24 protein-coding genes and 3 pseudogenes are annotated in these 22,119 nt (G+C 66.4%); 10 read left to right on the top strand and 17 right to left on the bottom strand.

The features are described from left to right. The 4 genes and pseudogenes from BMG07_RS32325 to BMG07_RS32310 form a co-directional block, all read right to left on the bottom strand. Positions 1–183 (bottom strand): annotated as a pseudogene (locus BMG07_RS32325) (ABC transporter substrate-binding protein); the annotation flags it as partial. A gap of 77 nt (positions 184–260) precedes the next feature. Then, on the bottom strand, positions 261–1,436 hold the full coding sequence (locus tag BMG07_RS32320; protein ID WP_198087932.1) for a WD40 repeat domain-containing protein: 1,176 nt from the start codon (positions 1,434–1,436) through the stop codon (positions 261–263). Continuing rightward, positions 1,433–3,144, bottom strand: a pseudogene (locus BMG07_RS32315) (IlvD/Edd family dehydratase). The gene BMG07_RS32320 and the pseudogene BMG07_RS32315 overlap by 4 nt, the downstream one beginning before the upstream one ends. 41 nt (positions 3,145–3,185) lie before the next feature. Then, positions 3,186–3,872 (bottom strand): RraA family protein, encoded by a 687-nt coding sequence (locus tag BMG07_RS32310; RefSeq protein WP_198087931.1) that lies wholly within the window; start codon positions 3,870–3,872, stop codon positions 3,186–3,188. A 103-nt stretch (positions 3,873–3,975) separates the two neighbouring features. Here BMG07_RS32310 and BMG07_RS32305 point away from each other — a divergent pair, with 103 nt between their 5' ends. Together BMG07_RS32305 and BMG07_RS32300 are read left to right on the top strand one after the other, a co-directional pair. Then, a complete protein-coding gene (locus BMG07_RS32305) occupies positions 3,976–4,737 on the top strand; it encodes a FadR/GntR family transcriptional regulator (protein WP_198087930.1) in 762 nt (253 codons plus the stop codon). Between the two features lie 181 nt (positions 4,738–4,918). Next, on the top strand, positions 4,919–5,200 hold the full coding sequence (locus BMG07_RS32300; RefSeq protein ID WP_198087929.1) for a hypothetical protein: 282 nt from the start codon (positions 4,919–4,921) through the stop codon (positions 5,198–5,200). Between the two features lie 120 nt (positions 5,201–5,320). Here BMG07_RS32300 and BMG07_RS32295 read toward each other — a convergent pair whose 3' ends face one another. Next, positions 5,321–6,463: a PAS domain-containing sensor histidine kinase gene (locus BMG07_RS32295; protein ID WP_198087928.1), complete on the bottom strand. Its 1,143-nt coding sequence runs from the start codon at positions 6,461–6,463 to the stop codon at positions 5,321–5,323. Between the two features lie 6 nt (positions 6,464–6,469). Continuing rightward, complete coding sequence (locus BMG07_RS32290) at positions 6,470–7,276, bottom strand: alpha/beta fold hydrolase (protein WP_198087927.1); 807 nt, start codon at positions 7,274–7,276, stop codon at positions 6,470–6,472. Between the two features lie 226 nt (positions 7,277–7,502). On the opposite strand from BMG07_RS32290, the gene BMG07_RS45190 reads away from it, so the two are divergent. The 8 genes from BMG07_RS45190 to BMG07_RS32265 all read left to right on the top strand — a co-directional run bounded on the left by BMG07_RS45190 (position 7,503) and on the right by BMG07_RS32265 (position 13,170). Next, a complete protein-coding gene (locus BMG07_RS45190; RefSeq protein WP_374221352.1) occupies positions 7,503–7,889 on the top strand; it encodes a hypothetical protein in 387 nt (128 codons plus the stop codon). Then, entirely contained in the window at positions 7,886–8,317 is a 432-nt protein-coding gene (locus BMG07_RS45185; RefSeq protein WP_374221351.1) for a hypothetical protein, read from the top strand. The genes BMG07_RS45190 and BMG07_RS45185 overlap by 4 nt, the downstream gene beginning before the upstream one ends. A 43-nt stretch (positions 8,318–8,360) precedes the next feature. After that, positions 8,361–9,305 (top strand): DUF5666 domain-containing protein, encoded by a 945-nt coding sequence (locus BMG07_RS32280; RefSeq protein WP_269759606.1) that lies wholly within the window; start codon positions 8,361–8,363, stop codon positions 9,303–9,305. Further along, the gene (locus BMG07_RS43220) at positions 9,278–9,718 is read left to right on the top strand and encodes a DUF5666 domain-containing protein (RefSeq protein WP_307867157.1); all 441 of its coding nucleotides are present in this window, start codon (positions 9,278–9,280) and stop codon (positions 9,716–9,718) included. The genes BMG07_RS32280 and BMG07_RS43220 overlap by 28 nt, the downstream gene beginning before the upstream one ends. 209 nt (positions 9,719–9,927) lie before the next feature. After that, the gene (locus tag BMG07_RS32275; protein ID WP_198087926.1) at positions 9,928–10,413 is read left to right on the top strand and encodes a hypothetical protein; all 486 of its coding nucleotides are present in this window, start codon (positions 9,928–9,930) and stop codon (positions 10,411–10,413) included. A 325-nt stretch (positions 10,414–10,738) separates the two neighbouring features. After that, positions 10,739–11,854, top strand: a complete 1,116-nt coding sequence (locus BMG07_RS32270) for a hypothetical protein (RefSeq protein WP_269759605.1) — start codon at positions 10,739–10,741, stop codon at positions 11,852–11,854. Beyond that, positions 11,773–12,417, top strand: a complete 645-nt coding sequence (locus BMG07_RS43215) for a sensor histidine kinase (RefSeq protein WP_269759604.1) — start codon at positions 11,773–11,775, stop codon at positions 12,415–12,417. Before BMG07_RS32270 ends, BMG07_RS43215 begins: the two co-directional genes overlap by 82 nt. A gap of 66 nt (positions 12,418–12,483) precedes the next feature. Continuing rightward, entirely contained in the window at positions 12,484–13,170 is a 687-nt protein-coding gene (locus BMG07_RS32265) for a response regulator transcription factor (protein WP_198087925.1), read from the top strand. 33 nt (positions 13,171–13,203) lie between these two features. Here the strand turns inward: BMG07_RS32265 and BMG07_RS32260 are convergent. The 11 genes and pseudogenes from BMG07_RS32260 to BMG07_RS32210 form a co-directional block, all read right to left on the bottom strand. Then, positions 13,204–14,114 (bottom strand): annotated as a pseudogene (locus BMG07_RS32260) (type II secretion system F family protein). Positions 14,115–14,126: 12 nt separating this feature from the next. Next, a complete protein-coding gene (locus tag BMG07_RS32255; protein ID WP_198087924.1) occupies positions 14,127–15,119 on the bottom strand; it encodes a type II secretion system F family protein in 993 nt (330 codons plus the stop codon). 9 nt (positions 15,120–15,128) lie between these two features. Next, on the bottom strand, positions 15,129–16,499 hold the full coding sequence (locus BMG07_RS32250) for a CpaF family protein (RefSeq protein WP_198087923.1): 1,371 nt from the start codon (positions 16,497–16,499) through the stop codon (positions 15,129–15,131). Positions 16,500–16,536: 37 nt separating this feature from the next. Then, positions 16,537–17,688, bottom strand: a complete 1,152-nt coding sequence (locus BMG07_RS32245; RefSeq protein WP_198087922.1) for an AAA family ATPase — start codon at positions 17,686–17,688, stop codon at positions 16,537–16,539. Between the two features lie 19 nt (positions 17,689–17,707). Beyond that, positions 17,708–18,136 carry a TadE family protein gene (locus BMG07_RS32240; RefSeq protein ID WP_198087921.1) on the bottom strand — a complete coding sequence of 143 codons (429 nt, stop codon included), beginning with the start codon at positions 18,134–18,136 and terminating at the stop codon, positions 17,708–17,710. Beyond that, positions 18,133–18,591, bottom strand: coding sequence for a TadE/TadG family type IV pilus assembly protein (locus BMG07_RS32235; protein WP_198087920.1), 459 nt, complete (start codon positions 18,589–18,591; stop codon positions 18,133–18,135). Before BMG07_RS32235 ends, BMG07_RS32240 begins: the two co-directional genes overlap by 4 nt. Before the next feature lie 15 nt (positions 18,592–18,606). Continuing rightward, a complete protein-coding gene (locus BMG07_RS32230; RefSeq protein ID WP_269759603.1) occupies positions 18,607–19,872 on the bottom strand; it encodes a pilus assembly protein TadG-related protein in 1,266 nt (421 codons plus the stop codon). A 44-nt stretch (positions 19,873–19,916) separates the two neighbouring features. Then, positions 19,917–20,093, bottom strand: a complete 177-nt coding sequence (locus tag BMG07_RS32225; RefSeq protein ID WP_198087933.1) for a Flp family type IVb pilin — start codon at positions 20,091–20,093, stop codon at positions 19,917–19,919. A 107-nt stretch (positions 20,094–20,200) separates the two neighbouring features. Next, entirely contained in the window at positions 20,201–20,413 is a 213-nt protein-coding gene (locus BMG07_RS32220; protein ID WP_198087919.1) for a Flp family type IVb pilin, read from the bottom strand. A 156-nt stretch (positions 20,414–20,569) separates the two neighbouring features. Beyond that, positions 20,570–20,863 (bottom strand): hypothetical protein, encoded by a 294-nt coding sequence (locus BMG07_RS32215; protein WP_198087918.1) that lies wholly within the window; start codon positions 20,861–20,863, stop codon positions 20,570–20,572. Positions 20,864–20,874: 11 nt separating this feature from the next. After that, a partial coding sequence (locus tag BMG07_RS32210; protein ID WP_198087917.1) for a type II and III secretion system protein family protein occupies positions 20,875–22,119 on the bottom strand: 1,245 nt, incomplete at its 5' end.

Raw genomic sequence — 22,119 nt, 5'->3', positions numbered from 1 at the left:
AGGCTGGTTCTTGGCGTCGGTGGTGCCGTAGGGCGGAAAGTCGACCAGCATGCCGATGGTGACTTCGCCCTTCTTCTTGATGTCGGCCACGGTCTGTGCCGAGGCGAAGGGTGCGAACACGGTGAGCGCGGCGCCGAGGCCCAGGGCTGCGATGGCAGCACGGCGGGTGGTGGTAACGGTCATTGGATGTGTCTCCTGGAATAAGAAAGGAACGACGGGAAAGAAAAAACGGAAAGACGAAAAGAGGGCTTCTGCCCGGCTCATGCCGGGGAACCCGTCACGCGCGATGAAGAACGCCGGCCAGGCATCGCCCGGATCGAACAGGGACCACCCCGCACCCTCATCCGGTGCCCGGTGTCGACAAGCGCCCCGCTACCGACCGCGTAGACCGCAAGCATCTTCTCGACATTGAACTGCGCCAGGATGTACTGGCTGTCCGCGGTGAAGACGATCCCTTGGCCGGCCTCCCCTGCCGGCAGATCGCCCGCGGCATGTGCCTGGCCGTCGCGTATCTCGAACAACCGGACGCGCCCTTGCTCACGGCGGCCCGGGTTGTCGGGCCTGAGGTTCGATCCGTCCATGGCAAGCACCGCGATCCAGCGGCCATCGGGAGAAATGGCGACGCCCTCCGGCAACGCCGGCACCGACAGATGCTGAACCGTACGAAAGGGGCGCCTCGAGATGTCGACGAGCGTGACGGTGTCCGCATCACCGGCCAACTGTCCCGATGGTCCGAGCAAGCCCGCGAGGCCGACATTGCCGATCACCGCCCAGCGGCCGTCGCAAGAAACGTCGACCGCATACGGCGCAACGCCGGTCGAGACCCGCTCCGGGGTGAGGCGAATCGCGTGGCCGTTGACCTCCAGTACCGCCGCGCCCTGCGCGTCGCGCATCAGCACGAGCGCCGCGGCACCGTCGGGCGTGAAAGTGACGCCCGCGAGACGCCCCTTGGAGACAACCAACTCATCCTCATGCTTCAGCATCAGGCCTTCGACCACGAACGATTCGACCGTGCCGCCTACCGTCGCGGCCAGAAGGAGGCCGCCATCCGGATGAAAGGCCACGCCCTGCGGATGATGCGAGGTCGGAACGCGCTGCACGAGCCGAGGTTGTGCCCCGGTCAGGTCCATCACCTGAAGGTAGTTTTCGAACACGCATTCCTTGCGCACGGCGTCGTAGCAATTGGGCGCCGACACGACGGCAAGCCGGCCGTCCGGCGAGATCGCGACCGCCTGCGGAGGCCCCACGATGGATGTCTTCACGTCCACCGAGGCGACGATTCGCGGGGGAAACGACGATGCGTCGATGACGTCCATCGTGTCGCTCGGGGCATCGGGTGGATAGGTGTCCTGCCCCGCGACACGCTGGTACTTGGCGTCGTTGGTCGAGACGATCCAGTCGCGCAGCCGAGGCGGCATCTCGCCCTGCCCGCTCAATGGCTCTCCCTCGGCACGGCGTGGCCCCGGCAGCCACGAGAAAGTCCAGGTCCGCGCCCTTGTCCGCCTGCAGCGTGCGCTCCACGTAAAGCGACTGGTAGCCACCCTTCATCGCAGGCTCGGGGGCGGACCAGGCGGCCTTGCGCCGCGCCAGTTCCTCTTCGCGGACATGCAGGTGCAGTCGACGCCCGGGCACATCCAATTCGATCTCGTCCCCGTCCCTCACCAGCGCCAGGGGCCCGCCGACGGCCGCCTCGGGCGCGACGTGCAGCACCACCGTGCCGAATGCGGTGCCGGACATCCGGGCATCGGACAGGCGCACCATGTCGCGCACGCCACGCTCGAGCAGCTTGCGCGGCAACGCCATGTTGCCGACTTCGGCCATGCCGGGGTATCCCTTGGGTCCGCAGTTGCGCAGGACCATCACGCAATGTTCGTCGATGTCCAGCAGGGGTCGTCGACACGCCGCTTGTAGTCCTCGATCGTGTCGAACACCACGGCGCGGCCACGATGCCGCATGAGCTCCGGCGAGGCCGCCGATGGCTTGATGATCGCGCCGTCGGGCGCAAGGTTGCCGCGCAGCACGGCGATGCCGCCGTTGGGCGTCAGCGGCCTGGTCACCGGGCGGATCACTTCTTCGTTGAAGTTTTCCGCCGGTGCGATGTTCTCGCCGAGCGTGCGTCCGGTCACTGTCAGCGCGTCGAGATCGAGCGCCGGCGCGACCTCTTTCATCAGCGCCGGCAGCGCCGGCGTAGCAGAAGTCTTCCATGAGGAAACGCCCGGACGGCATCAGGTCGAGGATGGTGGGCATGTCCTGGCCCCAGCGGTCCCAGTCTTCCAGCGTGAGCGGTGTGCCGATGCGGCCGGCAATGGCCAGCAGATGGACGACCGCGTTGGTCGAGCCGCCTATCGCGCCATTGACGCGGATCGCGTTGGCAAAGGCCTTGCGCGTCAGGATTCGCGACAACGACAGATCTTCGTGGACCATCTCGACAGCGCGTCTTCCGGTCATGCGCGCCAGACGCGAGCGGCGCGCGTCGACCGCCGGGTAGGCGGCGTTGCCCGGCAACGCCACGCCCAGCGCTTCGACCATGCTCGCCATGGTGGAGGCCGTGCCCATCGTCATGCAATGCCCGGGGGAACGCGACATTGCGCTTTCGGCCGCCATGAAATCCACGCGGCTCATGCGCCCCGCGCGAACCTCTTCGGAGAACCGCCAGACGTCGGTGCCGGAGCCGATGTCCTTGCCGCGGAATTTGCCGTTGAGCATGGGGCCGCCCGAGATCACGATGCTGGGCAGGTCGCAGCTCGACGCGCCCATGAGCAGCGAAGGCGTGGTCTTGTCGCATCCCGCCATCAAGACCACGCCGTCCATCGGATTGCCCCGGATCGCCTCCTCGACGTCCATGGACGCGAGATTGCGAAAGAGCATCGCGGTCGGTCGCAGGTTGGACTCTCCGCACGAGAAAACCGGAAACTCCAGCGGGACGCCGCCGGCATCGAGCACGCCGCGTTTCACATGCTCGACCAGTTCGCGGAAGTGCGCATTACAGGGCGTGAACTCCGAGAAGGTGTTGCAGATGCCGATGACCGGGCGCCCGTCGAACGCGTCATCGGGCAAGCCGCTGTTCTTCATCCAGCTGCGATGAATGAAGGCGTCCTTGTCGTCGCCGGCAAACCAGGCGGAGGATCGGAGTTTTTTTGTCATGTGGAGGTTGGATCGCAGGGTGAAGCGGCTGCCGCGTCGTGCTACATCACACCGAACTTGTTGAACGCCTCGACGGTGCTCATGCCGTTCTTGATCGCGATGCGCACGCTGCTCTCCGTCTCGGCCTTCTCCAGCGCGAGGCTGATCGCCTCCACTTCCACTTCGCGCGGGATGATCAACACACCGTCCTGATCGCCAAAGACAATGTCGCCGGGGCGAACCCGAACGCCCTGGATCTCCACGGGCACGCGATAGTCGACCACCTTGCCGCGCGGGCCCTGATCCTGCGAGTAGCCGCCGAGCGAGAAAACAGGCAGCCCGAGCTCGAGCACCTCCGCCGTGTCGCGGGAGTAGCCGTCGAGGACCGCACCGGCGGCCTTCAGGTGCATCGCGCGCGTGGTCATCAAGCCGCCCCACAGCGCGAACTGCGGCGCCGATCCGGTCGCCACATAGACCTCGTGAGGCGCAAGATCGTCCAGCGCCTGAAAGAGCAGGCCGAAGGCCTGCCCGCTCAGTGGCGACTTGCCTTCGGGCTCCGAGCGCGAGAAGCAGTTGGTCTCCAGCACCGGCATGGCGCGACCCGCGACGACCATCGACCGGGCCACCGGCTTGATGGCCGGATTCAGGAACTGATGCATCAGACCCAGGGTGTCGAGGATGTCCCCGACCACTGCCGGGAACAGCCGTTCGCGCATCAGGCCAAACAGTTCGTCATCGTTTTTCCACATCGAGTTTGTCTCCTCTAAAGATGCGGATTGAACGCGTGACCCGCCGGGCCCACAACCTATCCTCCTATATGATAGGTAGCCGCCCTTCGCTTCGCTTCATGCAATGACTGCACACCCCTTTGTCCTTGGCAAGCTCAAGCGAACCTCGCTGACGGAGCAGGCCGTGCAAGGCCTTCTTCAGCACATCGAAGACGAGAAAATGAAGCCGGGCGCACCGCTGCCCTCCGAAGCGCGGCTGGGCGAGACGCTCGGCGTCAGCCGCACGGTGATACGGGAGGCGCTGAAGACCCTCAAGGGCCTGGGCGTGGTGGAAATCGCCAACGGCAAAAGTCCCGCCATTCGGCGCGACCTCGACGCATCGGCGCTGGGCATCTACTTTTCGCGCGCGCTGCAGGTGTTGGAAAACTCCACCGAAGACCTGATGGATGTACGCGCAAGCCTCGAAGGCCGCGCGGCGGCGTTGGCGGCCAAGAGGCGCACATCGGAGCAATTGGCGCGCATGTCCGACCTGGTCATCCAGATGCAGGCCCAGCTGCAACGCCCCTCCGTCTACGCCAGCCTCGACACCGAACTGCACCTGGAGATCGCCCGCGCCAGCGGCAACCTGCTGCTGTTCCAGATGATCGGCTCCATTCGCGCCTCGCTGGAGATGCAGTCCCGCCAAGGCATGGAACGGCGAAAAACGGAAGCGAGCCTGCAGAAGGTGCAAGACGGCCACGCCGAACTCGTGGAACTGATCGGCAACGGCGATGCCGAGGGTGCCGCCAAATGCATGCTCGCGCACATGAAGAGCGCGTTGCAGGTGCTGAACGGGCGTCGTCCGGCGGCCCGGGCGCGCCGAGCCGTTGCACCTGCAGCCGCTTGAGAAAACCTCTCGGTCTGCCGCGGGGTGACGAGCGCCTTGCGTGTAGGCGCCGACTGATTGCGCACGGAACGAGCCGGACGGAAGATTTCGTCATTCGAACAACCGGCCGCCGCACCCCGACTTCCGCTGCGGTGGACCGGTTCAAGCCAGTTCCCACTCTCACGATCGCAAGGACAAGCGTATGAACCAGCTGAGTGTTGACCTCTATCAAAGCGCTACCGATCCGGAGAAATTCCTGGCAGTCCCCGCGGGGGTCGATCCAGCGGAAATCATGGGGCCCATGACCTTCGACAAGGACTATGCCCAAGTCGTCCAGTATCGGAACGCGTTCGAGTTCGATCCTGCGGAGAACTACGCGGGCGCCAATGCGGCAAAGATCGCGGCCGATATCTTGACGATCAGGTGGGCGACCTACCGGCGCGACGCCGCGCCGAAAGCCGGCGCCCAGAAGAAACGGCGCTGAAAGATCACGAGACCAGTACTGGCCGTTGCCGCCTGCGCATGCCTACCTGCGCAGTGGGCGCAATAAAAAAGGTTTGCTTGCGCCCTGCCCGACACCGCGCTGTCGTGCGTTGCCCGGTGCTCAGGTCGGCGAAGCCTCACGCTGCATCTGCGCCGGGAAGCGCAGCGTGAAGATGGTTCGCTGCGCCGCCGAGGACGCGACCGCCATCTCGCCACCATGCGCCTTGGCGATCTCGTTGACGATGAACAGCCCCAGGCCGACGCTGCGCACCGTGTTGCTGCCCGTGGCGCCGCGCACCATGGGCTCGAAGACATTGGCGAGGATCTCCGGGGGAATCGGCTCGCCTTCGTTGTGGACCTCCAGCGAGGCCACCCCGTCGTCGATGCCGGACCGCACCACGATGGGCGTGCCCGCTCGGCCGTAGGCCGCCGCGTTGCTCACCAGGTTGCCGATGAGCTGGGCCAGCCTGTCGGCGTCGCCCGTGCACTGCGCTTGGCCATGCGCCACATGCGAAATGTCCCGATCGGGAAAAGCGAGCATCAATTCTTCCAGCGTGTGCTCCACGACCTGGTGAATGTCCATGGGCTGCAGGTCGACGCTCAACCCGGACCCGATACGCGCCTGCGTGAAGTCCAGCAGTTCCTTGATCAAGCGCTGGGCTCGCTCCGCGGAATTTCTCACGTGGCCCAACACGCGCGTCGAGCGTTCGCTCTCCGTGCGCCCCAGCAGTTGCACGCCCATGAGGATGGCCGACAGCGGATTGCGCAGGTCGTGGCTCACGATGCCCACCATCTGCTCGGCGAACAGCGCCCGGTCCCTGAGCAGGCCCTGTGTATCGAGCTCCGCCGCGAGCAGGCTGTCGGCCTTCTTGCGGGCGTTCATCAGCTCGCGTTCGTAGCGGTTGCGGTCTTCCGCCACGAAGGCCGCGATCTCGTCGAAGTCGCCTTCGGCACGCTTGCGGCGCCGGGCGTTGAGAATCATCGGAACAGTGTGCCCGTCGCGGTGACGCAGCTCGAGCTTGACCTCGGCCAGCGAGCCCTGCATCTGCAGGGTCGGCACCCAGTGCGTCTGGTGGAAGATGCGCCCGCCCATGGTGAACAGGTCTTGCATGCGCGTCGCGCCCACGAGGGTTTCGCGCGGCATCCCGACCCAGGTGCAGAAGGTCGCGTTCACCTTCAAGATGGTGCCATCCAACGCGGTCACTAGAAGGCCGCAGGGTGCTTCCTCGAACAGGTCACTCGCGCTCGGAACGGGCGGAGTCATCGGCACCTAGCGCTGGCCGAGCGAGCGAAGGAACTCGTCGATCGCGTCGCAACTCGCGCCCGGAGCGCTCAGATGCGGGCAGTGGCCGGTGTTCTCGACGATGCGCAGCGTGCCGTGGGGCAAGGTTCTGTGCATGAACTCGCCCACCGCGACGGGTGCAATGAGGTCTTCCGACGACTGGATCACCAGCGTGGGCGTCTGCAGCCTGGGCACGTCCTGGCGGTTGTCCGACAGGAAGGTCGCCTTGGCAAAGCGCTTGGCGATGTCCGGGTCGGCGCGGCAGAAGCTGGCCGTGAGCTCTTCACCAAGCTCGGGCCGCTCCGGCACGCCCATGATCGCCGGCGCCATGCTGCCGGCCCAGCCGAGGTAGTTGCTCTCCAGGGTGTCCAGCAGCGAATCGATGTCCTCGCGCGTGAAGCCGCCTACATAGTCACCGTCGTTGATGTAGCAAGGCGACGGACCGATCATCATGTGGGCCGCGAAAGTGCCTGGCGCTTGCAGGTCCGCCAGCATGCCGATCATGGCGCTCACCGAATGGCCGACGAAGAACAACGGGCCTTGCGCCACCTCGCGCGCGATCTCCAGAAGGTCGTCGGCGTAGCCTTGCAAGCTCGCGTACTTCGAAATCTCGTAGGCGGCCGCGTCGGAGTTTCCCGCGCCCACCAGATCGAATGTGACCACCCGGTAGCGGTCGGCGAAATGCGGTGCCATGAAGCGCCACATGTTCTGGTCGCAGCCGAATCCATGCGCAAAAATCATCGTCGCCGGCCCGGCGCCCTGCGTCTGGATGTTGTTGCGCTGTCGGATATTCATCGGGAGGGTTCGGGCGGGCCCCGAAACAAGGGAGGCGGATGGCTTTGAGGTCGGCTGGGTGCCATTTTGCCCGCTCTGTTGTCCCCACGACGGAGCGGCTGATCGAGCGTTTGACCGATAGCGCTTATGCCGGATAACGGCTAAACAGTAGTCCAAAGCTCTCATCAAGCCGATGGGGGTCGCGAATCCTTTTTGAACCGCACCTTCAGGAATAACGCTCGCTTCCATGGAATACCGGTTGGACTGGGCTCTTGCAGCCTGCGCTCGCATCCTCCGCCCGGTGGTCAGGCTCGCCCTCGCGATGGGGATCAAGCACCCCCATCTCGAAGAACTCTTGCGTGACTTGCTGATCGAGGAGGCGCAGCGAACCTGGCGCAGCCAGGGGGTGCCGAAGCCCAACCTGAGCCAGTTGTCCGTGACGACCGGCCTGAACCGCAAGGCCGTGACCGCCAAGGTCAGGGCCACCGTCGACCCCCTGCCCCACACCGAGCTGTCGGCGGCGGCCAAGACTTTTACGTTGTGGTTACAGATGCTGACCCAGGACGCCTCCTTCCGGCGCTGCCCGTCACGGCAGGCAATGCCGCGCCCTCGTTCGAAACGGTGGCGCGCATGAGCAGTCGCGGCAACGTCCACCACCGCACCATCCTCGACGAACTGATCCGGCTGAACATGGTGGTCGAGGCCGACGGGACCGCCGAACTCGTCACCGACGGCTTCGTGCCCGTGGACGACCTCCAGTCGATGCTCGCGTTCCTGGGCGACAACGGGCGAGACCATCTGCTGGCGGCCGTCTCCAATGCCCTGGGCGAACAACCCCGCATGCTCGAGCGCGCGGTGTATGCGCGCGGACTCACCTTGCAGGAATGCGAGCTGATCCACCGGCTGGTCCGGGAGCGCTGGTCGGAACTGCACCACGAGTTGACGCAGGAAATGACCCAGGCGGTCGCGCGCGCGCCGGAAGGCGCCAAGGGCCGCATACGGGTCGGCATCTACACCTACTACGAGGACGAAGGCACGCCCCCTGCCGACGACCCTTCCTGAAAGCGAGCCCCGAATGCGCACGATGAAGCCACTCCAGCGGTTCATGCTTGGCCTCCTGTCGGGCGGTGCCATCGCCCTGCTGCTGTCGTGCGGCGGTGGGGGCGGAGGCGGCAGTGGGAGTGGCCTGGGCACCGGCACCGGCGTGGTGGCGCCGTCGGCGGCTGGCGGCGGTGATTCCGCGGCCGGAAATGGGGCCGGCACGGGCACGGGGACTGGAACCGGCACCAGCGCGGATGGCGCCGGTAGCGGCTCCGGCTCCGCGGGCGCGAGCGGCGGTACCAGCACCGCCGGCAATGGCGGCACCGACGGCTCCGGCGTGGGCTCGGGAGGCACCGGCGTCACCGCCGACGCGGCCGGCATCGGCGCAGCCGACGGCCTGGGCAGCATCATCCTGAACGGGCTGCGCTACAACACCGACAACGCCACCTTCTCCATCGAGGACGCGACCGAGCTGCAGATCGGCATGAGCGCGCGCGTTGCCGGCAAGGTCGACGCCAACTTCACCAGCGGCGTCGCGACCCAGGTCATGTCGGCCGCAGAGCTGCGCGGCGCGGCGTCAGGCGTCGACACCGGCGCAGGCACCTTCGTCGTGATGGGCACCACCGTGAGCATCGACTCGGCCACCGTCTGGGGCGACGCCAACGGACTGGCGGATGTCAGGCCGGCAAATATCGTCCAGGTCTGGGGTCTGCCCGGCGCGCCCGGCACCCTGCGCGCGACCCGCGTGCTCGTCACCCCTGCCCTGACCGAACCGCTGGCCACCGGCACGGTGCAGAACCTGGACACCCTGCACAAGACCTTCGTGCTGGGCCAGTTGACGGTCGACTACAGCGCGGCGGCCTTCCCCGGCATTGCCGCGTCGTCGCTCGCCAACGGCGTCATCGTGCGCGCACGCGGCGTCGCGCCGCCGGTGGCCGGCATCCTGGCGGCCACCACGGTGCAGGCTGGTACGCCATTCCCGTGGTCGATGGCATCTCGCTCCAGTTAGCGGGCGTCATCACCGACTTCGCCTCTCGCGGCGCGTTCAAGGTGCTGGGCACGCCGGTCGATGCCACCAATGGCCAGATCACCGGCGGGCCCGCGAACTCGCTCGGCAACGGCGTGAAGGTCGAGGTCGACGGCGTCATGTCCGGCGGCGTGCTCGTGGTGAAGAAGCTGCGCATCCGCAACGTGCCGGGCACGGGCGGCCCGGCCTCGTTCACGCTGATCGGCGCCATTGGCGCATACCAGTCCCCCGCCAGCTTCCGCGTCCGCGGCCAGCCGGTGGACGCCAGCGGGCCCGGCGTCGTCTTCGAGAACGGCACGGCCGCCAACCTTGGCAACGGCCAGCGCGTGACGATCGTCGGCGACCAGGTGGTCAATGGCGTGTTGATCGCGCAGCACGTGAGCTTCACGCCCTGAAGCTTCGTCGGGTGCATCGCGCACCCGACCGCACAGGTCTCTTTATTCATCCCCCGCTCCCTCGGCCATCCGGCCGGGCGAGCGCGCGTGGCACGCCCTGCCCCGGATCGACCTTCTTGTATCAATTTGATCGACAAGACATGTGAGTTGATGTACAACCAAATTACTAAAGTGAAATATTCACATTTAGGTCGAGTCAGGAGTGCCATATGCCAATCAACCTCCTTGTCTGGCTTCTGAGCGAGAAGCTGCCGGTGCTGCTCACGGCCGATCCGGACATCCGACATGCTTCGGTTCTCCTGGCGACCGGGCTGATAGACGCCGAGTTCCAGTTCGACGACCTCGGCCACCAGCACTATGAAAGCGCCCTGGTGTTCGCCATCACGGACGACGGGCACGCCGAGATCGCCCATATGCGCACCGGAAGCGACGCATCGGACGGCCGCGGAAAAAGCTGGCCGCTCATGCCGCTGGACTACTTGCGCAAGATAGGAGACTCGATCTTTCCCCTGCGCACCGACGATCCGTCGGAGATCAACTCCGTCGCGGTGCTGACCGCGGCGGGCATGGTCGAGGCCATGCTGCCGCCCGCCTGCCATGCCCGGCAGTCTCCGCACCAGCCCCGGCAGGCGGTCGTATTGCGGATCACGCCGCTCGGGCGAACGGCGCTGGTCGGGCGGCGAATCCCCGCCTGAAGCGCCCGGCCGACCACCTCGTTTTCGCATCGAACGGGTACCCGAAGGGGAGTGGACCTATCGCCTGGCGACGGACGCAAACCCTCGACGGCACAAGGGAAAACGTCTCAAGTCAGACGAATGAAACTAAATGAAACATCAGCGACAAATCATCGCGAGGCCTCTGGCGCCATTGTCTTTGACAACCAAAGTAGTAATGTGAAACCTTCACATACATCGTTTTCAGGGGGCACCAATGAGTACCAAAATGACACCGGAAAACGTCGCTGCCGTCCTCCGAACGGCTGACAAGGCGTGAAGCGCCGCATACCTGGGACACCTTCTCATGCAGGCCCCCACCGCTGCCCCCGACGTCGAATCAGGCGTCGCCGCGGATGCCCTCATGGTGGCTCGCATGCGGCTGGTGCTGTCGGTGTCGGCGCTGCTGGCGGTTGCGGTCGACGCGGGTGACAACCGGCAGCAGATCGACACCGCCGTCTGGCTCTCGTTTTCCGGCTACATCCTGCACAGCCTGCTGGTGTACGCGTTCACGCGCCTGGGCAGTCCGTACTTCCAGGGCAAGGCCATCCATTGGAGCGACGTGCTGTGGTTCACGCTCATCATCTTCATGACCGATGGCGTGCAGAGCCTCTTCTTCCTCTTCTATTTCTTCGCGATCCTGACCTCCTCCTTCCGCTGGGGCTTCGAGGAAGGCGCCCGCGTGACGGTGGCGTCGGTGGCCTCCTTCGCCGCCTGCGGCCTGGGCACGAGCACCGGCGGCGACGCGCCGCAGCTGCTGATGCGCACCACCTTCCTGCTCGCGCTCGGGCACATGATCGTGCACTGGGGCGGCTCCAAGCTCGGCCTGCAGCGGCGCCTGGCATTGCTGAGCGACGTCAGCCAGCTGTCGAACCCGCGCTTCGGCGCCGGCCGCACCATTGCCCGCACGATGGAAAAGACGCTGGCCTTCTTCCGGGCCAGCCACTGCATCCTCCTGACGCGCGACACCTCCACCGGCAACTGGATCCTGCGCACGCTGCGCAAGGACGACGCCTGCGAGCACGTGAGCGTCGAGACCATCGGCCACATCGCCGAGTCGCCGCTCATGGCGCTGGCGCCTGACCGCACCGTGCTGTGCAACCGCCTGCCGTGGCCGCTGAACCGGTTCCGGGCACCGAGCCACGGCTTCGACGCGGCGCCGCCGGCTGGCACATCGAGGACGAGGAAGGCGCGCAGCGCTGCGCCGCGGTGGCCGCGATGCTGGAAGCCCGCGGGTTCATCAGTGCCCCGCTGCCGATGCGGCTGGGCGAAGGCCGGGTCTTCGTGGCCTCGTGCGACGGGCTCTTCAACAAGTCCGATGCGCTGTTCCTCACCCATCTCATGGCGCAGATCTTCCCCGTCATCGAGACCATCGAGGTGCTCGACCGGATGGCCTCGGAAGCGGCCTCCGCGGAGCGGCTGAAGATCGCGCTGGACCTGCACGACACGGCGGTGCAGCCCTACATCGGCCTGCGCATGGGCCTGTGCGCGCTGCGCAAGAAGGCGGCCGCCGACAACCCGCTGCGCGAGGACCTGGACGCGCTGGCGGGCGTGGCCGACGGCGTGATTGCCGACCTGCGCCGCTACGCCGGACAAGTCAGGCACGGCGCCAATGGCCCGTGCGGGCTCGTGCTGCCCCATCTGCATCGCCAGGCCGCGCGCATCCAGAGCCTCTACGGCATCGAGATCGCGATCAACGTCGACGGGCAGGTCCACCTGGACGACCGCATGACCGCGGAAGTCCTGCAGATGGCGGGCGAAGGCCTGAACAACATCTGCAAGCACACCCACGCGCGCCACGGCAGCGTTCGCCTCGGTTGCCAGAACGGTCGGCTGCTGCTGCGCATCGAGAACGAGGCCTGCGAAACGCAGGCCGCGAAGTTCGAGCCGCGTTCCATCACCGAGCGTGCCGCGGCCCTTGGCGGCCGCGCACAGGTCAGCCAGTGCGCGGGCCGCACCCAGGTGCAGGTCGAGATCCCGATCTGAAGTTAGCAGTCAACCAGGCAGCGCGGCAACGCGATATCGAAAAGAAGACACGTCAAGGAGCCCATCATGCAACCAGTCGCTCATTCCATCGGCGTCCTGCTCGTGGACGATCACCAGACCATGCTGTGGGGCCTGTCCAGGCTGATCGACGGCGAGCAACCGCGCATGAAGGTCGTCGGCACGGCCAGTTGCTGCGACGACGCGGTGGCGACGTCGGACAGCCTCGCGCCCGATGTCATCGTGCTGGACCTCGACCTGGACGGCCGGTGCGCCATCGACATCCTCCCCCGGCTGCTGTCGAACGAGGTGTCGCGCGTCGTCGTTCTCACCGGGGAGCGCGAAGAGCGCACGCTCGATCTTGCGGTGCTGCGCGGCGCGCGCGGCGTGATGCGCAAGGACGCCTCGGCGCAGCAGGTGCTGGCCGCCATCGAGCGCGTCTACAACGGCGAACTGTGCCTCGACCCGCAGGCCATGGGCCGCGTCTTCTCCGAGCTCACGTCGCTGAAGAAGCCGGCAAAGGTCGATCCCGAAGCCGCCAGGCAAGCCTGCCTGACGCAGAAGGAGCGGGAAATCATCCGCATCGTCGTGACGGGCTGCGGCGCTTCGAACAAGGTGCTGGCCGCGAAGGCCTTCGTCACCGAACACACGCTGCGCAATCACCTCACGTCGATCTACCAGAAGCTGGGCGTGTCCAACCGCCTCGAGCTGTACATCTACGCGCTGAAGTACCGGCTCGACGCGGCGCCGCACTGAAGCGGCGGCGCCGCAGGCCGGCCAGGCCCGCCCTCATTGCCCGTTCAGCATCGGCACGATCATGCGGATGACGCGGATCGCCGCCGGCGCAAGAATGACCAGCGAGATGCACGGGAAGATGCACACCACCAGCGGCAGCAGCATTTTGGTCGGCACCTTCGCGGCCAGCTCCTCCGCCCGCATCTGCCGCTTGTGGCGCAGGTCGTCGGAGAACACGCGCAGCGATTCGCCGATGCTCGTGCCGAAGCGGTCCGATTGGGTCAGCATGGTCGCGAAGGTCCCGATTTCTTCCACGCCGGTGCGCAAGGCCAGGTTGCGCAGCGACTTCTCCCGCGTGCCGCCGGCACGCATTTCGAGGTTGGTCCAGTGCAGCTCCTGCGCGAGCGCCACGCTCTTGGTCTGGATTTCCTCGGTGACCTTGACCAGCCCGGCGTCCAGCCCGAGCCCGGCCTCGACGCACACCAGCATCAGGTCGGCGGCATCGGGGAAGTTATCGAAGATCTCGCGGCGGCGCGCACGAATCAGCAGGCGCAACACCAGGTTGGGAAGGTAGCAGCCGATCAGCGCCACCACCGCGAGCACCAGCAGCATCACCTCGCCGTTCGCGGCGCCGGACGCGCGGATGGCCAGGAACGCAAAGGCGGCAAAGCCAGGGGCAGCAGCGTCTTCATGCCGAAGTAGACGAGGTAGGCGTCCGGGTAGCGGATGCCCGCGTTCAGGAAGCGCACGCGCAGCGGCGACAGGTCCGCGTCGCTGGTGGGCGACGACAGCTGCGCGAACGGGCCGACGATCTTGACGGCGGTCTGGGTCCAGGCCGACTTGCCCGCCGGCAACGCCACCGCCTGCAATCGCTGCTCGGTGCGTGTCGGTGACAGCCAGGCCGCCACGCCGATGATGGCCAGCGACACGGCCAGGAAAACGAGGATGGGAAACAGCATGGTCATGGCTCTTCTCCTTCAGACACGGATCTTCACGATCTTGCGCAGGATCACGATGCCCACGAGCATCAGCACCAGCATGTACTTGATGACCGTCTGGCCGATCGCGTCTTCCCACAACGGCGACATGAACTCGGGATTGAAGATGTTCATGAGTCCCGCCAACGCAAAGGGCATGAGCCCGAGGATCCACGCCGACAGGCGCCCTTCGGACGACAGCACCCTCACCCGCGCGAGCAGCTTGAGCCGGTCGCGGATGAGCCGGCCCAGGTTGCTCAGCACCTCCGTCAGGTTGCCGCCGGAGTCGCGCTGGATCAGCACGGACACCACGAAGTAGCGCAGGTCGGTCAGCGGCACGCGTTCGCTGAGGTTGGTCAGCGCCTGTTGCAGCGAGACGCCGAAGTTCACCTCGTCGGCGACCATGCGGAACTCGCTGCCGATGGGGTCGGCCATTTCCTCGCCGATCATCTGCACGCCGCTGGCAAACGAGTGCCCGGCGCGCAGGGCGCGCGTCACCAGGTCCAGCGCGTCGGGAAGCTGGCGCTCCATGCGCGACAGGCGCCGGCTGCGCTTGTGCTGGAGGTACAGCGCCGGCAGCGCCGCCGCGACGGCCGCGGCCCCCAGTGCCAGCAGCACGGGCTGGTGCGCCATCGACGCCGCGGCCACGAAGGCGAACACGCCGAGCACGCCGCAGGCAAGCAAAAAGCTGGACACCGTCCACTCCAGCCCCGCCTGCAGTATGAAACGGTCGAGCCGGTGCGCGCGCGGCAGCGTCAGCAGCATGCGCTGCATCCACGGCACGTCGCTGAGCATGCGCTCCTTGACGAGGTGGGCCTGCTGCGTCCGGTCGATCGCGGCGGAAAAGGCCTGCAGCCGCTTTTCGATCTTGCGTGCCTCGGGCCCCTTGTAGGCGCGCCACAGCAGGTAGAGGCCTTCGATCATGAGCAGCACGGTCACGAAGACCAGCACGGTGACGGTGATGAGGGTGCGCCCTCCCAGGTTCTCGAGCATGGCGGTCTCCTATTCGTAGTGCTTTTCGGGATCGAACATGCTGTCGGGCAGCGTGACGCCGTAGATGTGCAGCCGCTCCGCGAACTTGGGCCGCACGCCCGTCGCGTGGAAATAGCCGCGCACCTGGCCGTCGGGGCCCATGCCGGTCTGTCGGAAGGTGAAGATCTCCTGCATGGTGACCACCTCCCCCTCCATGCCCGTGATCTCCTGGATGCTGGTGACCTTGCGCCGCCCGTCGACCAGCCGCAGCACCTGCACGACCACCGTGATGGCCGACGCGATCTGCTGGCGCACGGTGCGGTGCGGCAGGTTCAGGTTCGCCATGCCGATCATGTTCTCCAGCCGCGCCAGCGCGTCGCGCGGCGTGTTGGCGTGGATGGTGGTGAGCGAGCCTTCGTGGCCGGTGTTCATGGCCTGCAGCATGTCGACCGCCTCGGCGCCGCGCACCTCGCCGATCACGATGCGGTCGGGCCGCATGCGCAGCGCGTTGCGCACCAGCGCGCGCTGCGTGATCTCGCCCTTGCCTTCGATGTTCATCGGCCGCGTTTCCATGCGCCCCACATGCGGCTGCTGCAGCTGCAGCTCCGCGGCGTCCTCGATGGTGATGATGCGTTCGCTCGGCGGAATGAACCCCGAGAGAATGTTCAGCAGCGTGGTCTTCCCCGCGCCCGTGCCGCCGGAGATGAGCATGTTGACCTTCGCCTGGGCCAGGCCCTCGAGCATCTGCGCCATCTGGGGCGTGAGCGTCTTGAGCTCGTCCACCAGGTTCTCCATGCGCAGCGGGATCTTCGCGAAACGGCGAATCGACATCATCGGCCCGTCCAGCGCCACCGGCGCGATGACCGCGTTGACGCGCGAGCCGTCGGGCAGCCGCGCATCGACCATGGGGCTGGACTCGTCGATGCGCCGCCCCACCAGCGAGACGATCTTGTCGATGATGCGCAGCAGGTGCTTCTCGTCGGTGAAGCTGACGTTGGTCAGCTCCAGCCGGCCCCGCCGCTCGACATAGATCTTCTCGTGCGAGTTGATCAGGATGTCCGAGACGGACGGGTCCGCCATCAGCAGCTCGATCGGGCCGAAGCCGAGCATCTCGTGCTGGATGTCGCGGATCAGCGTGCGGCGCTCGATGTCGTTGAGCGCCTCGGGCTCTTCCTGCAGCAGCCGCCCGACCATGGTCGAGATTTCCTGGCGCAGCATGTCGGGCTTCAGGGTTTCGAGCGCCGCCAGGTCGAAGCGGTCCAGCAGCTTCAGGTGCATGCGCTCCTTCAGCAGCTTGTAGGCATCCGACGCCGAGGTCGGCGTGGTCTGGTCGTTGGCGCGCGCCGCCGGCTGGACGGTGGGTTCGGCTTCGATCGCATTGAGCTGTTCTCTGAATGACATGGGAACCTGCCTTGCTGTGTGAGGGTTGCTCGAAAGCTCAAGCCCGGCGGAAAAGCCGCCCGATGAAGCCGGGCGCCGTTTCCTGCCGCGGGCTGAGCGTGTGCGCGATCTCGGCGAGCCGCTTGACCACCGCGCTGCCGCGCGCCATTTCCACCAGCGGCACGCCCCGGTTGATGGACGCGTCCACGTCCTTGCCGCCGTCCGGAATGATCGTGAGCGTTGCGCCGACCAGCGAGCGGCGCATGTCCGACAAGCCGATTTCCCCGCCGCCGGCGCTGCGATTCACGAGCAGCTCGACCTTGCCGGGCGCATAGCCGAGCGACTTGAACACCTGCATCAGGCGCGTCACGTTGCGGATGTGCGGCAGGCTCGGCTGGAGCACGGGAAAGATGCGGTCCGCGCGGTCCAGCACGCGGATGGCGAGCGTGTCGATGCGCGGCCCGAGGTCGAACACCACGAAGTCGTACAGCGTGAGCGCAACCTGCAAGATCGCGTCGATGTGCTCGGCCTTGACGTCCAGGGCGCGCGAGAGGTCGTCGGGCGCGGGCAAGATGCTGAAGCCCGGCGCCACGGGCACCACGCTCGCCGCGAGCAAGGACGCGTCCAGGCGGCTGATGTCGCGCGCTACATCGGCCATCGAGGAGCTGGGCCGCAGGTCGCTCACGTAAGACAGCGCATCGCCGAACTGCAGGTTCAGGTCGATCAGCAGCACCGAGCGTTCGCGCGAGAGCTGGTAGGCGATGTTGGTCGCGAGAAAGGTCGCGCCGCTGCCGCCCTTGCAGGGCATGAACGCGACCACCTGGCCTGGGCTTCGCGCGTGCTTGCCCGCCATCTTGATCGCGATGCGCTCGACGGCGGCTTCGAGCGCGGTGGTGTCGGCGGGCGACGGCAGCACCTCGCGCACGCCGGCGCGCATCGCGTGGATCAGGAACTCCGGCGTCTGCATCGCGCACAGCAGCACCACCGCGATCGCCGGGTGCTGCAGCGTGAGCTTCTCCACCAGGGCCAGCTCCTGAAGGTCGCAGCACATGCCGTCGACCAGCAGCAACTCCGGCGCGGCCTTCTCGACTGCCCACTGCATGCGGCTCTTGCCGCCCTCGAACAGCGAGACGACGTGGGAACGCGCCTCGAGGATCTTGCGCATGTCCTGGAGATGGTTCGGATTGGGCGAAATGATGGCGATCTTCATGATGGTGTCCGGTGCGTTGCTAGGAGCAGATGGCCGCGCTGTTCGGGTCTTTGCGCATCACCTCGCGCGGCAGATAGGTGGAAAAGCCCGGCATCGGAATGAGCGGCGCCACGGCGCCCGCAATGGGAGAGATCCACTGGTAGTCGAGCCCCGTGATGCTGACCGTCACGCCCTGGCAGGTCGCCGCCGTGCAGCCCGAGGGCGCCCATGTCACGGCCACCGTGTTCACCTGCGGAAGCAGCGCCCTCATGCGGGCAAGCACCAGGGCCTGCTGGGTCGTGTCGTCGCACACCACCGCGTATCTTGCGCCCGCGCGCGTGGCCTCGTTGGCGGCGTTCCATGTGAACAGCATGCGCGAGAAGTCGACGATGCCCAGAACGAGCATCAGGAAGATGAGCAGCCCCAATGCAAACTCGACCGTGGTCGCGCCGGTGGTGCGGTTTCTCATGATGGAGCCCTCATGGTGGCGGTGATGTCGCTGAAGACGAGGTCGCCGTTCGCGCCGGTGAAGACCACGCCCATCACCGAAGGAAACAGCGAATGGAATGTGTATCCGGTGACGCGCACCGTGACCGTCGTGATGATCGGGTTCGACCCGGCCGACTGCCAGGTGCAGCAGCTGCCGGCCGGCACGTTCGACAGGCTCAGTCCGCGCGCCAGCGGCGTTCCCGTGCCCGCCGTGTTGCCGTACACGATCAGGTTGCGCGCCTCGGTGACTTGCGTGCCCGGCGTCTGCACCGACAGGTAGCGCACCGCGTCGCGCGTCGACTTGGTGACCGCGTTGTACTCGTACATCGCGCGGCCGAACTCGGTGGTGATGAAGGTCAGCAGCAGCAGCAGCGGCGTGATCAGCGCCAGCTCGATCAATGCCGCGCCTCGTTGTGTGCGACGGGAGTGCTTCATGGTGTTCACCTCATCTCACCAGGACCGGAACCAGCGGCCCCGCCGATCCCCCGGCCAGCCCGCTGCTGGTGCAGGGGCTGCCGGCGCGCCGGCGTTGCCGCGAAATTCAAGCTGCGTGTCGGTCATCGGAATGCTCAGCGGCTGCAGCATCAGCATGCAGGCGTAGTCGATGACATGGGAGCCCCCGTCGATCACAGGCACCGTGACGATGCGCCGGTCGAAGCCGTACTGCATGTGGCCTCCGGTGACGTTGCCCGGGTTGGCCAGCTTCTGGAAGCTGTTGAGCGACAGCCCGGTGATCGATTCGCAGCTGTTCGCGCCCTTCACTTTGGTGCCGGTGTCGGCGCAGGACGCGAAGGCCGCCCGCTTGGTCACGAAGTTCTGTGCGCTCGCGGGGGCGCCGGCCCCCGGGGTGCCGTCGTAGGCGTTGAACTGCGCGGGCCAGTTGAGCGCGGTGTAGGCGTAGCCGGTGTAGTCGGGCCGCCCCACGCTCGGGTCTCCGCTGTTCTTGTAGATGCCGAAGCGCTGGTTCCAGACATCGGCCACCGAGGTCTGCACGCCGGGCGTGCCCAGCGTGTCGCCCACCTTGGTGCCGCAATGGTTGTTGAGCTCGGACTCGGTTTCCGAGGCGCTGTTGCTGCCGTCCAGGTTGGCCCAGCCGATCTGGCCACCCGCGGACGCGTTCTGCGCCTGGATCAGCGTGGCCCACTCGCCGACGGCGAAGCCGTAGTTCGGTGCCGTGCCGCCCGGCTTCGGCTTCATCGCGACCGGAACGGGGCATGTGGTCTGCGCGCTCGCACGGGTGGCTACCGCGCTCGCCGTGACGCTGCGCGTCGCCGGATTGCCGGCGGTGTCGCCGGAGAAAGCGCCCATGGCCTTCATGAGCCAGATGTTGATGTTGGGCTGTGTGTGCGCGCACTGGGCATAGCGGGCCACGGCGGGCGTGCTGGTGACGGCATAGGCCGCGTCGCGGAAGGTGATGTCCGCCGCGATGATCTGCCCCTCCCCGCTCCACGTGCTCGACTGCATGTTCACGCGGTTCGCGTTGCCGGCCGCCTGGCCTGCGCTCGTGGCCCGGATGAGCGCCGTGCTCTGCCCGTCGAGCTCGCGCGCGGCGGACAGAGCGCAGCTGTCGACCGCCGTCTGCAGCTCGGTCTTGACCACGAACAGATGTCCGAAATCAAGGGCAATGCCCATGAAGCCCATCAGGAACAGCAAGACCAGCGCGGCGGTGACGATCATCGCGCCGCGCTGGCGGTCATGAAGGTGGTGGACTCGCATGATCGACTCCCTGTGCGATGGCGGTGGTTTGGGACGGCGCGGCCTCAGCTGCAACTCGTGCCGCCCAGGCAGGTCGTGACACGGTCGATGAATGCGCCTATGGCGGTGCCGCCGGACAAGGCTTGCAATGCGACCACCAGTGCGATGGAAACAACGGCGATGATCAGTGCGTACTCGACCACTTGCGCACCGCTCTCGTCTGCCAGAAATGACTTGAACATGATGATGAACCCCAGTTCGTTGTTGACGAAGAATGCGTGGGAGCGGACGGGAAGGTGGAACGAAGCGGGTCGCATGCCAGCACCCGCTTCCCTCCCCGAAAGACTGCCTACTTGCAGGCCGCCGTCCCGGTCAGGCAGGTCGCGACGCGAGTGATGAAACTCGTGAACCCGCCGTTGTTGTCCGTGAGGCCCTTCAGTGCGACGACCAGCGCAATCGAAACGACAGCGATGATCAGCGCGTATTCCACGACCTGGGCGCCCTCTTCTTCGAGCATCAGGCCGCGGGTGGATTGGCCAATGGCCTGGAAAAAGTTCTTCATGGTTCTTTCCTTTCAAGGTTGGTATCAAAAGAGATCAGAGAGATCAGAGAGATCAGATTGAAAAAATGCCGTGGCGAAAGCAGAGGTTCGTTGCAATTCGTGGTGTGCTCCTTTCAAAGAAAACTCGTGTGAAACGAATCCGCGGAACGCGGCCCGTCACTTCGATGAGCCGGCTCCCTGGCCACCGATCTGGCCGCCGATGTTGATGACGTTGACCGCCGGCGGCGGCGTCTTGTAGGACTCGTGGTACTGCTGCATCGACTCGCGCGCGGCGCGCCCGTCCATGCCCGCGACCGGGTCGCCGTTCTTGCCGGCGTCCGGATTGATCGTCATCTTTCTCTTGGCGTCGCGCACCGCATCGCCGAAGCGCGCGTCGTAGTTGGGTGTGACGTGCGAGCAGCCGGTCGCCACGAGGCATGCCAGCGCAAGAAGGGTCGATCTGATGAACATGGCAGTGCTCCTCACGGGGTTTCGCTGGACGGGGCGGCCGGTGCCGGGGTGGCGCTTTCAAGGGCGCCGTTCAGGTAGATCTCGGCGCGGCTGGGAACGACGTGGTTGTCGGTCGGCACCCGCGGCGACTCGGCGAGCGGGCGCACCAGGCGCGGCGTGATGACGAACATCAGCTCGGTCTGCTCGTTCTGGAACTCGGTGCTGCGGAACAGCGCCCCCATCACCGGCACCTCGCCGAGCCCGGGATAGCGCTTGACGCTCTCGGTCACGTTGCTCTTGATGAGCCCGGCAATCACGAAGCTTTGGCCGTCGTTCAGCTGCACCGTGGTGTCGGCGCGGCGCACCGTCAGCGACGGCAGCACGGCGGTGGCACCCGAGACGGTGGTGAAGGGCGAGCCGGTCTGCGACAGGTCCGACACCTCGGACACCATCTTGAGGTTGACGCGGCCGCCGTTGAGCACGGTCGGGGTGAACTTGACCCCGATGCCGAACTCCTTTTCTTCCAGCGTGATGTTGGTCCCACCGCCGCCGCTGGCGTTCTGCGCCACCGGAATGAAGATCTTGCCGCCCGACAGGAAGCTGGCCTGCTGGCCGCTGATGGCCATGATGTTGGGCTCCGCCAGGATGCGCACCAGCCCGTCGTCCTTCTGGCCGTCGATGGTCAGCGAGGTGCGGCCGATGCGCAGCGCCTGCACCAGGCCCCCGCCGGCGCTCAGGAAGTTGGAGATCAGCGAGTAGTTGTTCTGCCCGCCGCCGCCCGTGCGCGCAAGGCCGACACTCGCGCCCAGCCGGTCGAGCAGGGTCTTGCTGACCTCGGCGATCTTCACTTCGAGCATCACCTGCTGCGGCGTTGCCACGCGCAGCAGGTTCACTACCTTCTTGCCGTCGGCGCCGTAGGCCGATGCCAGGTTCATCACGTCGTCCAGCTTGAGCGCGTCGCTGATCTCGCCCGTGAGCACGATGGACTTTTCGGCGCTGCGCACGCGGATGCGGCTTTCCTCCGGCATCAGCTCGGCCAGCTTGGACTGCAGCGCCTGCGGATCGATGGTGACGATCACGTCCTTGATGTAGCAGGTGCCGTCCGCGCTCTGCAGCACGACGTTCATCGAGCCGGCCTGGCGGCCCCGAAAGAACAGGTCGGTCGGGCTCAGCAGCGTCACGTCGACGTCGGCAATGCCGTCGCCTGCGTTCGCATTCGGGGCCATGGCCGGCGCGGGCTGCATGCCGGCCGGCACCGCCGCGGCGCCGGCGCCCGG

It is taken from the genome of Variovorax sp. E3 (assembly GCF_016082275.1).
Taxonomy (GTDB): Bacteria; Pseudomonadota; Gammaproteobacteria; order Burkholderiales; family Burkholderiaceae_C; genus Variovorax.
Note: the sequence above shows the minus strand (reverse complement) of the source record. Positions and strands in the feature narration are given on the sequence as shown.